Annotated in this window: 10 protein-coding genes; all 10 read right to left on the bottom strand. The window is 46.2% G+C overall.

Going from position 1 to position 13,187, the window contains the following annotated elements; all coding sequences use genetic code 11:
* Positions 1 to 13: 13 nt before the first annotated feature.
* The 10 genes from secA to murD all read right to left on the bottom strand — a co-directional run bounded on the left by secA (position 14) and on the right by murD (position 13,181).
* Positions 14 to 2,716: a preprotein translocase subunit SecA gene (gene secA / locus E0D71_RS10380; RefSeq protein ID WP_133003234.1), complete on the bottom strand. Its 2,703-nt coding sequence runs from the start codon at positions 2,714 to 2,716 to the stop codon at positions 14 to 16.
* 144 nt (positions 2,717 to 2,860) lie between these two features.
* Positions 2,861 to 3,778: a UDP-3-O-acyl-N-acetylglucosamine deacetylase gene (gene lpxC / locus E0D71_RS10375; protein WP_133003233.1), complete on the bottom strand. Its 918-nt coding sequence runs from the start codon at positions 3,776 to 3,778 to the stop codon at positions 2,861 to 2,863.
* Between the two features lie 108 nt (positions 3,779 to 3,886).
* A complete protein-coding gene (gene ftsZ, locus E0D71_RS10370; RefSeq protein ID WP_133003232.1) occupies positions 3,887 to 5,131 on the bottom strand; it encodes a cell division protein FtsZ in 1,245 nt (414 codons plus the stop codon).
* A gap of 39 nt (positions 5,132 to 5,170) precedes the next feature.
* Positions 5,171 to 6,442 carry a cell division protein FtsA gene (gene ftsA, locus E0D71_RS10365; protein ID WP_133003231.1) on the bottom strand — a complete coding sequence of 424 codons (1,272 nt, stop codon included), beginning with the start codon at positions 6,440 to 6,442 and terminating at the stop codon, positions 5,171 to 5,173.
* Positions 6,443 to 6,516: 74 nt separating this feature from the next.
* On the bottom strand, positions 6,517 to 7,167 hold the full coding sequence (locus E0D71_RS10360) for a cell division protein FtsQ/DivIB (protein ID WP_243712015.1): 651 nt from the start codon (positions 7,165 to 7,167) through the stop codon (positions 6,517 to 6,519).
* A gap of 33 nt (positions 7,168 to 7,200) precedes the next feature.
* Positions 7,201 to 8,151, bottom strand: a complete 951-nt coding sequence (locus E0D71_RS10355) for a D-alanine--D-alanine ligase (protein WP_133003229.1) — start codon at positions 8,149 to 8,151, stop codon at positions 7,201 to 7,203.
* Complete coding sequence (gene murC / locus E0D71_RS10350) at positions 8,152 to 9,576, bottom strand: UDP-N-acetylmuramate--L-alanine ligase (protein ID WP_133003228.1); 1,425 nt, start codon at positions 9,574 to 9,576, stop codon at positions 8,152 to 8,154.
* A complete protein-coding gene (gene murG / locus E0D71_RS10345; RefSeq protein ID WP_133003227.1) occupies positions 9,573 to 10,643 on the bottom strand; it encodes an undecaprenyldiphospho-muramoylpentapeptide beta-N-acetylglucosaminyltransferase in 1,071 nt (356 codons plus the stop codon). The genes murC and murG overlap by 4 nt, the downstream gene beginning before the upstream one ends.
* Entirely contained in the window at positions 10,636 to 11,835 is a 1,200-nt protein-coding gene (ftsW, locus tag E0D71_RS10340) for a putative lipid II flippase FtsW (RefSeq protein WP_133003226.1), read from the bottom strand. The genes murG and ftsW overlap by 8 nt, the downstream gene beginning before the upstream one ends.
* On the bottom strand, positions 11,832 to 13,181 hold the full coding sequence (gene murD / locus E0D71_RS10335; RefSeq protein ID WP_133003225.1) for a UDP-N-acetylmuramoyl-L-alanine--D-glutamate ligase: 1,350 nt from the start codon (positions 13,179 to 13,181) through the stop codon (positions 11,832 to 11,834). Before murD ends, ftsW begins: the two co-directional genes overlap by 4 nt.
* Positions 13,182 to 13,187 lie beyond the last annotated feature (6 nt).

Here is a 13,187-nt window from a genome sequence, read left to right as displayed (position 1 = left end):
TAACTACCCTCTACTAAACCAGACTGCCATGACATTGCTTGTATTTTTTACCAGACCCACAAGGACAAGGCTCATTACGCCCAACTTTAGGGTATTGTGCGCCATCTCCAGCAACACCATCATCAGAAAGTACCGATGTAGACTCGTGCTGCATGCTTAGCTGAGTTTTTTCTTCATGAAGTCGACGCGCTTCTTCGATTTTTTCAGATTCTTCAGGCGATTGAACCTTCACTCGCGTGACTATCTGGATCACTTCAAATTTGACCTGCTCCAGCAAATCTTGGAAAAGCTCAAACGCTTCTCGCTTATATTCTTGCTTTGGATTCTTCTGAGCATAACCACGTAAGTGAATACCCTGACGAAGCATGTCCATTGTTTGCAAATGCTCTTTCCAAAGCGTATCCAATACTTGCAGCAACACTTGCTTCTCAAAAGATCTAAGCGGCTCAGCACCGGCTGCAGACTCTTTCTCAGCATAATCACTAACAAAAGCATCAAGGATTTTTTGACGCAATGGCTCTTCGTACAATTTCGAATCTTCTTCTACCCATTGCGCAACAGGTAACTCAAGACCAAACTCATTACGAATTTTATCTTCTAGACCTTTTAGATCCCATTGATCATAAACACTTTGCGGCGGAACAAATTCATCAATTAAATTCGTTACCACTTCTTCACGCATCGCAGAAATCGCTTCTGATAAATCTTCCGACACCATCATATCGAAACGCTGACGGTAGATAACCTGACGCTGATCATTCGCCACATCATCGTATTCAAGCAGTTGCTTACGAATATCGAAGTTGCGCCCCTCTACTTTACGCTGAGCTTTTTCAATCGCATTTGAGACCATTTTATGCTCAATGGCTTCACCCTTCTCCATACCCAACGCCATCATCATTTTCTTGATGCGATCAGACATGAAGATTCGCATTAAGCTATCTTCAAGAGACAAGTAAAAACGCGAAGAACCCACATCACCTTGACGACCCGCTCGGCCACGCAACTGATTATCTATACGACGCGATTCATGACGCTCCGTACCAATAATATGCAAACCACCTGCAGCCAATACCGCTTCGTTACGCTGTTTCCAGTCCGCTTTCAAAGCATCAATTTCTTCTTGGGAAGCAGATTCACCAAGTTGATCAATCTCAACCTGTAAGTTACCACCCAACACAATATCCGTGCCTCGACCCGCCATGTTAGTCGCAATAGTAACAGCGCCCGGACGACCCGCTTCCGCAACAATTTGCGCTTCACGCTCATGCTGCTTGGCATTCAATACATTGTGTTTAATGTTTTTCTTATTGAGGTATTCAGACAACAACTCAGAATATTCTATCGACGCAGTACCCACGAGGATAGGACGCCCTTGAGCCACATTGTCTTCAATATCAACAACAATCGCCTCAAACTTATCTTCAGTAGACATGTAGATAAGGTCATTGAAATCTTTTCGCTGAACTTGTTTATTGGTCGGAATAACCACAACAGACAAGCCATAGATTTGCTGAAATTCGAACGCTTCAGTGTCCGCGGTCCCCGTCATACCAGACAAGTTCTCGTACAAACGGAAGTAGTTCTGGAAGGTCGTCGATGCCAATGTCTGACTTTCAGCCTGAATGGTAACACCTTCTTTGGCTTCTACTGCCTGGTGAATACCTTCTGACCAACGTCGACCTTGCATCGTACGTCCGGTGTGCTCATCAACAATAACCACTTCATTGTTTTGAACCACATAATCAATGTTTTTACGAAAGATGACATGGGCTTTTAGACACGCATGAACATGATGCAACAACGACAAGTTACCCGCCGCATATAGACTGTCACCTTCTTGCAGCATACCCTGCTCAACCAACCAACTTTCTACAAACTGGTGACCATTTTCAGTCAGCTCAATGCTCTTCTGAGACTCATCGAACACATAATGCCCGCTCGCCTCTTCCATAGCTTCTTCAGCCTCTTGTCGCGTTAACAACGGCGGCAAGTGATTGATCTTTCGGTACTGTTCTGAGCTGTCTTCTACCGCACCAGAAATAATTAACGGCGTTCTGGCTTCATCAATAAGGATAGAGTCAACCTCATCGACAACAGTAAAGTTAAGCTCACGCTGCACTCTATCTTCAAAACGAAAGACCATGTTATCGCGCAAATAATCGAAACCAAATTCGTTATTTGTGCCATAGGTAATGTCACTTAAATAAGCAGCTCGCTTGTCATCTCGGTCTTGGCCAGAAAACACAACACCGACACTCATGTCTAAAAACTCATAAAGCGGACGCATCCAATTGGCGTCACGCTTCGCGAGATAGTCATTCACGGTAACAACATGAACCCCTTTAGAGGAAATTGCATTCAAATATACAGCCAGCGTCGCTACAAGCGTTTTACCTTCACCGGTACGCATCTCTGCAATTTTACCTTCATGAAGGACCATGCCGCCGATCAGCTGCACATCAAAATGCCGCATTCCCATCACCCTGCGACTGCCTTCTCGAACCGTCGCAAAAGCTTCAGGCAATAAAGCGTCTAAGGATTCACCTTTTGATACTCGCTCGCGAAACTCATTTGTCTTAGCGGAAAGTTCGTCATCGGAGAGCTTGCTGAAAGATTCTTCAAGCTTATTAATTTGAGTAACGACTTTTTTAAATCGTTTCACTTCTCGGTCATTCTTTGTACCGATTACCTTTTTAATTACAGTTCCTAACATCTTGAATACAACGCAGCCAAATTAGTAATGAATAGAGTCTACCACGGTAATGTGGGACAAAACATGAAATATCAAGGCACTAAACACAAAAAAGCCAGACATTTAGTCTGGCTTTTTGGCGATTTTTAGCAATTCGATCAATTATTAAGCGCCAGCGAAGGCAGGCTCAACATACGAAATAGGTTTTGCTTGAGCTTCGTCTTCGAAGACAACATATTCCCAAGCTTCTTGCTGCTCAAGTAGTGCCAACAAAAGCTTATTATTCAAAGCATGTCCAGATTTAAAAGCCTTGTATTCCCCGATCAAACTATGACCAAGAAGATACAAATCACCAATTGCATCCAGCACTTTATGTCTGACTAACTCATCGCGGTAGCGCAAGCCTTCGTCATTCAGTACACGGAAATCATCAAGTACGATGGCATTTTCCATGTTAGCACCGCGTGCTAGATTGTTGTTTTTGAAGTACTCAAGGTCCTTCATAAAACCAAATGTTCGAGCTCGACTGATTTCTTTAACGAAGGTCGTTGTAGAGAAATCAAAAGAAGTATGCTGAACATCTTCACCAATCGCTGGATGCTGAAAATCAATAGTGAATGACAAGCGAAAACCAGTATGAGGCTCTAAAGTTGCGTATTTGTCACCGTCTTCAACTCGAATCGGCTTCTTAATACGAATAAACTTCTTAGGCGCACTTTGCGCTTCCAAGCCTGCAGACTGAAGAAGAAACACAAATGGGCTGGCACTGCCATCCATTAATGGAACTTCACTAGCGCTCACTTCGACATAGGCGTTATCCACACCCAAGCCAGCCATAGCAGAGAGTAGATGTTCTACGGTACTAACCTTCACATCTCCTTTGCATAAAGCCGTAGCGAAATTTGTTGAGCCAACTGCGCGTGCATCACCAGGAATTTCCACTACTGGATCCAAGTCTGTACGGACAAAAACTATCCCTGTGTTTACAGGAGCCGGCTTTAATGTCAAATACACCTTCTCACCTGAGTGAAGACCTACACCGGTAGCTCGAATAATGTTTTTTAATGTGTGTTGACGTACCATTAGATTCCTACACTTACATGACAAGATATATTTTCAATTAAGAAACAATATCAATAACACAATTTTTATACAATTCAACGCCTTATGCTTGCATCTTTTTTACGCAAACTAATCAGCTTGCCGACGCAAAAAAGCGGGAATGTCCAAGTATGACAATTTATCACCACTCGCTGATGAAGCAGATTCGTTCAAATCGCCCCCTTCAGAGTCCGAGCTTTTCTCAACCGCTTCTTCTCGCTTAACCGCAGAGGAAGCAGCAACAGGTCTAGACGCTGATCGCTGTTGAGGCGCAACAACTTGCTTTTCTTCAACAACACGTTCAACACTTGCCTGCACTGGTTGAGAAACAACTGACTCTCCTACAGCGGACTGCATTTCTGCAGAGGAATGCCCTTCTAAACCAGTCGCAACCACTGTAACTCGCATCTCGTCTCCAACACTTGGATCGATTGCACAACCAATTACAACAGTCGCATCTTCTGATGCGTATTCTTCAATAATCCCACCAACCTCAGTAAACTCTGACAAACCAACTTCTTCGTTAGCTGTGATGTTTACTAGGACACCACGGGCGCCCCTAAGGTTAATGTCTTCCAATAATGGGTTGTGAATAGCCGCTTCCGCCGCCACTCTTGCTCGGTCATCACCAGAAGCCGAACCTGTTCCCATCATCGCCATGCCCATTTCAGACATCACTGTTCTTACGTCTGCAAAGTCAACGTTGATCAAGCCAGGGCGCATAATCAAATCGGTAATACCCTGAACCGCATTAAACAAAACATTGTTGGCTTCACCAAACGCTTTCAGTAGAGAGATGTTTTTTCCCAATACTGGTAATAAGCGCTCATTTGGAACAGTAATTAATGAATCGACATTTTCACGCAATTCTTTAACACCTTCTTCTGCCACTCTTGCGCGACGACGTCCTTCGAAAGGAAACGGTTTAGTCACCACAGCAACCGTCAGAATACCAAGTTCACGGGCCACTTTAGCAATTACCGGCGCAGCACCTGTACCTGTACCACCGCCCATGCCTGCGGTGATAAACACCATATCGGCACCGGTTAACAATTGTGTAATTTTTTCTTGATCTTCAAGCGCCGAATCACGACCAACTTCTGGGTTCGCACCCGCTCCAAGACCTTTTGTAATCGTTGTACCTAACTGTAAAGATACTCCAGTATCAAAACCCGTTAGTGCTTTGGAGTCAGTGTTGGCGCAGATAAACTCAACCCCCTCCAACTGACTTTCAAGCATGTGACGAACAGCGTTACCGCCACCACCACCAACACCGATAACCTTAATAACAGCGTTATCAGATAAATTTTCATCGGCTAAATCAAAGACGTTCATGGGCTTATAGCTCCTTAATTAATTCGTTCTCAACGCTAACTACATGTAGCTCTGAAACCAGTGTTTTACATTGTGCCACACCTTCGCTGCACTGAAGGACGACCCGGTTTCTTTTGCTGCTAGCAATGATGTATCTCGTTTATTTTGCGTCTTAGACATAACTTGCTTAGAGGGCTCAGCAGTCTCAGCCTCCTTACTTCCATAAGCCAATAATCCAACGCTTGTTGAATATATCGGGTTATCGACAATGTCCGACATTCCTTTAGCACAATCTGGTACCGATAAGCGAACTGGCATATCAAATACTCTTTCTGCTAACTCAGCTGCCCCCTCCATAAGAGAGGTACCGCCAGTAATTACAATACCTGCAGGGATGCGCTCGGCGTATCCGCTGCGTCTTAATTCATCTTGAATTAAACTGTAAATTTCTTCATACCTTGCTTCAACCACCTCTGCTAGAGCATGGCGAGAAATTGTTCTTGGCTGTCTGTCCCCGACACTTGGCACCTGAATAGCCTGGTCGACTGTGGCGAGCGAAGACATAGCGCAAGCGTATTTCACTTTAATTTCTTCCGCATGCTGAGTCGGAGTACGCAACGCCATAGAAATGTCGTTCGTCACTTGATCCCCTGCTACTGGTACCACCGCAGTATGATGCAACGCACCATCAAGCCAAACCGCGATATCCGATGTACCCGCACCAATGTCCACCAAGCAAACGCCTAACTCTTTCTCATCTTCGCTCAAGGAAGACTCACTGGACGCCAGTTGCGATAAAATCACACCATCGACACCCAGACCACAACGTTTAATGCATTTTTCAACATTCATCACCGCATTCGCGGCGCCTGAAATCATATGCACATTGGCTTCTAAGCGAACCCCAGACATGCCTAAAGGATCTTTAATGCCTTCTTGCGAGTCAATGTGATATTCCTGCGGGAGAATATGCAGAACACGTTGATCAGAAGAAATCGGTACCGCTTGCGCCGCATCAATCACTCGATCTACATCTTCTTTTTGCACTTCACCATTTTTGACCGCAACAATACCATGGGAATTCAAGCTTCGAATATGGCTTCCCGCGACACTCACGTAAACAGAATGAATATTACACCCTGCCATTAATTCAGCTTCTTCTACAGCTCTCTGTATAGATTGAACGGTCGATTCAATATTAATAACAACACCGCGCTTCATTCCCTTAGAGCTGTGAGAGCCAATACCGACAATTTCCAAACTACCGTCAGCCAGAACTTCTCCGACTAAGCAAATAACTTTTGATGTGCCTACATCCAAACCGACTATCATTTAACCTTCCCGGCATTTTAGTGCTGTTAGAACCGCCCTCTACCTTGTTTAAAAAAGCAACAAACAGGCCAAGTTTATTTTGTTTCTTTCCAGGCAACGGCAACCCCATGAGGGTAACGCGCGTCGATGGAGCTAATTTGATCTATTCTACCCGATAAATCACTTTTATACACCGCTATAAAGCGTTGTAATCTCTCTAAAATTTCCTCTCTTCCTAACTTTACCTTCACACCATTGGTGAAAGTAATATTCCACGCTCCTCGCAGCTCTAAACTGAGTTTTTCAATGCGCAGTGACGTCGAAGACAGTACCTGACTAATCAATCCAAACTGTTCTAGTACCAGATCGCTAGTATCTTCAGGTCCGTACAACTTAGGAAGCGGCAAATCTGGTAGTGCTCGCGGCGATATTACTACCGCTCCTGTGGAAATTATTTGCCTATCTCCCCAGTATGCGAGAGGTTTATACTCTCGAACAAGTATCTGCAGCGTATTCGGCCAAACTTTACGTACCTCTACACTTTCCACCCATTGCGGCGACAGAGCAATAGACTTTATTGACACTAGCGATGTCGTCAATAAGTTTTTTCCCAGCAAAGACTGATAGTCTTTTTGCAGCGCCGTGGCAGAGGCATACTTCAACTCACCCTTCACATCTATCTTCTTGATCGCAAACCAACTATCAGGAGAATCATCCCCTTGAAATAAAGCCACTACGATCAACAATACAGCCCCAATAAGCGCGGCGAGCCTCATAATTTAATCACGCTGCGCACCATGCCATGCACTCAGTGCTATCTTTTCAACCAACCCATTGTAACTTAACCCTACATGGTTAGCCGCCATAGGAACCAAGCTATGGGAGGTCATTCCGGGCGACGTATTCACCTCTAACACCCAAAACACACCCTGCTGATCACGCATCACATCAACACGCCCCCAACCAGTACAACCTAGCGACTGATAAGCCTCTAAGGCCAAGGACTGAAGTTCAGCTTCATCATCCTCGCTCAAGCCACACGGCAACAAATATTGAGTATCTTCTGCCAAATATTTGGCATCGTAGTCATACAACTCATGGGTGGATGATGCTTTAAGACCAATAGCGGGATACACCACATCATCAATAATGGCCACCGTGTATTCAGGCCCATCCACAAACTCTTCGACTAAAATATCCGAATCAAACTCAAGCGCATTGGTTAACGCAGACAAGAGCTCAGTACGATCATTCGCTTTATTAATACCAATCGTCGACCCTTCTCGAGACGGCTTAATAATCAGCGGATAAGACATGGACTCTTCAATCACCGCAGGATCTGGTTGCCCCTCAAATGACAAGTAGGCAGGCGTTGCAATACCAATCCCCTTCCAAAAGCGCTTAGTCATGACTTTATCCATCGCAAAACCACAAGCGAAAGGAGAGCTTCCGGTATAAGGCTTACCCATCATGTCTAACAACGCTTGGATGCGCCCATCTTCCCCTTCGCCACCGTGAAGGGCAATAAAAGCCAGATCAAACTCAATCGACTGCAGCTGCTTCACTGGATCCAGCCCTTCAGCACCATATAAGTCAATGGCCACCACTTGATAACCAGAGGCACGCAACCCCTCAACAACCAATGGCCCACTTTGCAAGGACACGTCCCGCTCAGCGGAACGCCCACCATAAATCACGGCAATAACGGATTCTTTTAAACTTGATGACATTTACTGTATCCCACTGGTTGCTAAATTTTTAGAAATCAAACCAATATCACCAGCGCCTTGAGTAATCAATAAATCGTCTTTCTTAAGCACATTGCTCAAGATAGAACGTAAATCCGTCACACTGCCTACGTGCACAGGGTCTACCGTACCCCGTTGGCGAATACTGCCACATAAAGATCGGCTGTCAGCGCCATTAATCGGCGTCTCTCCTGCTGAGTAAACGTCCAGTAACAAGAGCACATCCACTTGCGACAAGACGCGCACAAAATCTTCATACAAGTCACGCGTTCGAGAGAATCGATGAGGCTGATAAATCATCACCAAACGCTTTTCTGGCCAGCCCGCTCGAATCGCTTTGATGGTGGCAAGCACTTCACTTGGATGATGGCCATAATCGTCCACAAACATCACTTCGGAACCATCCGACAAAGCCAATGGCGTTTGCTCTTGGAAGCGGCGACCCACCCCTTCAAACCCCATTAAACCAGCCTGAATAGCCGCCGCATCAACACCCAAATCCGTCGCAACTGCAATCGTTGATAAAGCGTTTAATACGTTGTGTATTCCCGGCATTGGCAAACGAATTTTTAACGGCTCGCCTTCAGGGCGGTGAGCGGTAAATTCACAAAAACGCCCAGTTTGAACTATGTCTGTCGCATAAAAGTCAGCTTCATGCTCGATCCCGTAGGTCAGCACTGGACGACTCAATGACGGCAAAATCTCTCTGACATTCGCATCATCCACACACAGCACAGCCAAACCATAAAACGGCAAGTTGTGCACAAACTCGATAAAGGTGTGCTTCACTTTTTCGAAGTCACCACCATAAGTATCCATATGATCTTCATCGATATTAGTGATAATGACGGTCTGCGGCTGCAAATGTAGGAAAGAAGCGTCACTCTCATCCGCCTCAGCAACCAAATAAGAGCTACTTCCTAATTGCGCATTCGCGCCCGCACTGGTTAAACGCCCACCAATAACAAACGTCGGCGCTTCGCCTGTGGCCGCCAATACCGACGCCATAAGGCTGGTCGTCGTCGTTTTACCATGAGTACCCGCCACAGCGATACCGTGACGATAGCGCATCAACTCTGCCAACATTTCCGCTCGGCGAACAATAGGAATGCGATTGTCTTTACCCCAAATAATTTCAGGGTTTTGTTCATTAACCGCCGTTGAAACGACAATAACATGAGCATCAAAGACATTTTCAGCCTGATGCCCAACATAGACCTTAATGCCCATTTCAGACAACCTGTCCGTTGTCGCCGACGCTTTCAAGTCAGAACCTGATACCGAATACCCTTGGTTATGCAACACTTCTGCAATGCCACACATCCCCACGCCACCAATACCTATAAAGTGGATGTTTTGAATGCGACGCATGGTCGGAATATCGTATTGAAATTTATTTACTATCATTTTATTAACCTTAAACAATGCGCAACCACATCTTGTGTTGCGGTAGGGTGCGCTATTTTCTTTGCTTGCTCACCCATTTTTTGTAAAGTCGACTCACTCTCAAGTAAGCCCATTAGAATAGACACCACTTTTTGACTTGTTAACTCTGTCTGAGGCAATAAATAGGCTGCCCCAACCGCATCAAGGTGTCGAGCGTTTGCGGTTTGATGATCATCAATAGCGTGTGGCAAAGGCACTAAAATAGACGGCAAGCCTGCTATCGCCAATTCACTCACTGTCATTGCACCAGCACGGCAGAGCACCACATCCGCCCAATAATAGGCCTGCTCCATGCCGTCCAAATAAGGTTCTACTCGCGCTTTAACACCCACCTCATCGTATAACGCTGACACGGCTTCAAAATTGCGTTTACCCGTTTGATGCCATACATCCAAACGTTGCGAGCCATCCCATTGCGCCAACACATTTGGCACAATGTCATTAATCGCTTTCGCCCCAAGACTCCCTCCCACCACGAGTAACTTAAGTGGTCGACCTTGGCCGCTTCTCGGCGGACGCACCGTCTGAGATAAAATATCAGCGCGAATTGGGTTTCCCACTGTGATGGCGTTTGGCAATGCGTTATCAAATGCTTGCAGACGAGTATTCGCCACTTTTGCCAATATTCGATTCGTAGTGCCCGCTATCGCATTTTGCTCATGAATCACCAAAGGGATGCCAAGCAATTTAGCGGCAATGGCCCCAGGTCCAGCCACAAAGCCCCCCATACCTAACACCACAGCAGGTTTGATTTTTTGCAGAAAAGCCACCGCTTGGCCAATCGCATGCAAGATTCGAAAAGGCGCAGACAACAGCCCCAAAACGCCCTTTCCTCGCACCCCTTTTATCGACAAGGTATGAATCGCAATATCGTGCTGTGGAACCAGCGACTCTTCCATGCCACCTTTCGAACCCAGCCAGAAGACCTCCATGCCTTTTTCTTTAAATTGCTGAGCACTGGCCAAGGCTGGGTATATGTGCCCACCCGTTCCGCCAGCCATAATGACAACACGCTTAGAATCACTCATCTTTTTTCTCTACTGTTCCACTCTTTTGACCAGAGTCTTTGGCTTGCGCTTCATATCGCCTATTTTCTATGTCCACTCGCGCAATAACGAACAAACTACCTAGGGTAATAATCAAGCTACTACCACCATAACTAATCAAGGGCAAAGTCAGTCCTTTTGTCGGCAGAAATCCAGTATTCACCCCAATATTGATAATCACCTGGGCCAGAATAAGAATCGAAAAACCAAAACACATATAACCTGAAAAAGGACGCGAGAGATCCATCGCTTTATGCCCTATTTTAAAAGCTCGACTAACCATAATGCCAAACAAGGCAATCAGAAACAGGCCACCTAGCAGGCCGGTTTCTTCAACCCAAACAGAAAACACAAAATCCGTGTGCGCTTCTGGTAAATAGGAGAGTTTTTGCACGCTATTACCCAGCCCCAAACCAAACCACTCACCTCGCCCGTAGGCAATGAGCGCCTGACTCAGCTGGTAGCCCTCATTAAAGGGGTCCGCCCATGGATCAATAAAGTTCATTAGGCGCTTCATCCGGTAACTTTCAGAGACCGCCACTACCCCCAACATACAAACAGCCGCAACCAACAAGAGTAAGAATTGGTACAAGGGAGCGCCACCTAAAAACAACAGCGCCATAACGGTACCCAGTAAGACCACTGAGGCACCAAAATCCGGTTCAAACAACAAAAACAAAAGAAAAATACTGCACAGGCACAAGGGCAAGAAAAAGCCCACCCAACCTTCTCGCACTCGATCGGCACGGCGCACCAAATAACCAGACACGTACACCACCATACAGACCTTGGCCACTTCGGACGCCTGTAAGTTAAACACCACCAAATTGATCCAGCGACGACTGCCGTTTACGCTCTTCCCAATCCCTGGCACCAACACCAACACCAGCAACAGAAACGACAAGCCCATCAGCAGAATCCCCCACTGTTGCAACTTATCAGTAGGTAACGAGATCATCACCCAACCGAAAACCAGCCCGATTAATAAATAGAGCATCTGGCGACCCATAAAGAAATAAGGGTGGCCATGCATGTTTTCAGAAATGGAAATCGATGCGCTCGACACCATAACAATCCCTAACGCTAAGATTGACACTACAGAAACAATAAAAATAGAGTCAACCTGGCTAAACTCTCGCCATGTCACACGATCAAAGAACTTCAACCAGGTCATAAAGCACGAACCAGATCGATGAAATGCTGCCCACGTTGCTCATAGTTTTTGTACATATCCAAACTGGCGCAAGCGGGCGAAAAGAGCACAATATCGCCCGGCGTCACTTCGCCTGCCAACGCAGCCACCACCTCGTCCAAGGTCGCAAAAAATTCGACATCAGACGATGCCGACAAGGCCTTAGCAATGACGCTCGCATCCTTGCCAAATAAATACGTTTTTTGCACCAAGTCAGAAACAGGTTTCGCTAAGGGTGAAAAATCAGCCCCTTTCCCCTCACCACCGGCAATCAAATGTATGTGTTTCTGAGAGGCGTTTCCTAAACCTTCCAACGCGGCCAGCGTGGCACCCACGTTCGTGCCTTTCGAATCATTAATATAAACAACACCATTATGGGTACGTACCGTTTCACAACGATGTGGCAAGCCACCAAATTCACGTAACACTTGAGCAACACCGTCCGCGCGAACATCCTGCCCTAACAGCTCAATCATCGCCAACGCCGCCAACACATTGGCATAATTATGCGACCCCTGCAGGGCAATATTTGACGTGTGGTAAAGTCGCTCAACCCCTTTACAAAGCCAAGCACCGTCGTCATCCGGTAGCATTCCGTATTCTTTTAAATCAGGACTCTTGGTGGTGAACGCACGCACAGGAACACCCTCAGCAAGTAAGGGCGCGGTTAATATATCTTGTTTATTGCACACCGCCGCCTTACAGCCTCGATATACTTTTTGTTTGACTCGCTGGTATTCATACAGGTCTTTATAACGATCCATATGATCTTCAGACACATTCAGCAAACAGGCCAAATCCGCTTGCAATGCATGGGTCGTTTCCAGCTGAAAACTGGACAACTCAAGCACATAAAAATCCACACCCGCGCTCAGCAAGTCCAACGCAGGCAAGCCAAGATTACCGCCTGCTACGGCGTTATTGCCACACGCTTCTAGAAGCTTAGCAACCAAGGTGGTGACGGTACTTTTTGCATTAGACCCGGTAATCGCCACAAAAGGCGCATTTACATAATCACAGAAAAGATCGATGTCCCCACGCATGGCCACGCCTTTTTCAGCAAGCGCCGCCAGCACAGGGGTTTTTAATGGAATACCGGGGCTAACATAAAGCTCATTGACGCCTAAACGCGCCAGCACAGCCAAATCGCCGGTAAAAATTCGATCCGCAGGGCAAAGCGCTTTAGCCTGCTCTAACCCTGGAGGGTTGTCGCGGGAATCCACGACAAAAAAATCAATATTCTGACTTGCCAAAAAGCGCACACAAGAGAGACCTGTCGCCCCCAAGCCAACGACGGCTCTTATCCGATCTGACCCGATCAACGACATAAAACG

It is taken from the genome of Marinomonas sp. KMM3893 (assembly GCF_004352855.1).
Classification (GTDB): Bacteria; Pseudomonadota; Gammaproteobacteria; order Pseudomonadales; family Marinomonadaceae; genus Marinomonas; species Marinomonas arenicola.
Note: the sequence above shows the minus strand (reverse complement) of the source record. Positions and strands in the feature narration are given on the sequence as shown.

Coding starts and splice junctions, on each gene's coding strand:
- secA (WP_133003234.1), bottom strand. CDS start 2,716: ATGTTAGGAACTGTAATTAAAAAGGTAATCGGTACAAAGAATGACCGA.
- lpxC (WP_133003233.1), bottom strand. CDS start 3,778: ATGGTACGTCAACACACATTAAAAAACATTATTCGAGCTACCGGTGTA.
- ftsZ (WP_133003232.1), bottom strand. CDS start 5,131: ATGAACGTCTTTGATTTAGCCGATGAAAATTTATCTGATAACGCTGTT.
- ftsA (WP_133003231.1), bottom strand. CDS start 6,442: ATGATAGTCGGTTTGGATGTAGGCACATCAAAAGTTATTTGCTTAGTC.
- E0D71_RS10355 (WP_133003229.1), bottom strand. CDS start 8,151: ATGTCATCAAGTTTAAAAGAATCCGTTATTGCCGTGATTTATGGTGGG.
- murC (WP_133003228.1), bottom strand. CDS start 9,576: ATGATAGTAAATAAATTTCAATACGATATTCCGACCATGCGTCGCATT.
- murG (WP_133003227.1), bottom strand. CDS start 10,643: ATGAGTGATTCTAAGCGTGTTGTCATTATGGCTGGCGGAACGGGTGGG.
- ftsW (WP_133003226.1), bottom strand. CDS start 11,835: ATGACCTGGTTGAAGTTCTTTGATCGTGTGACATGGCGAGAGTTTAGC.
- murD (WP_133003225.1), bottom strand. CDS start 13,181: ATGTCGTTGATCGGGTCAGATCGGATAAGAGCCGTCGTTGGCTTGGGG.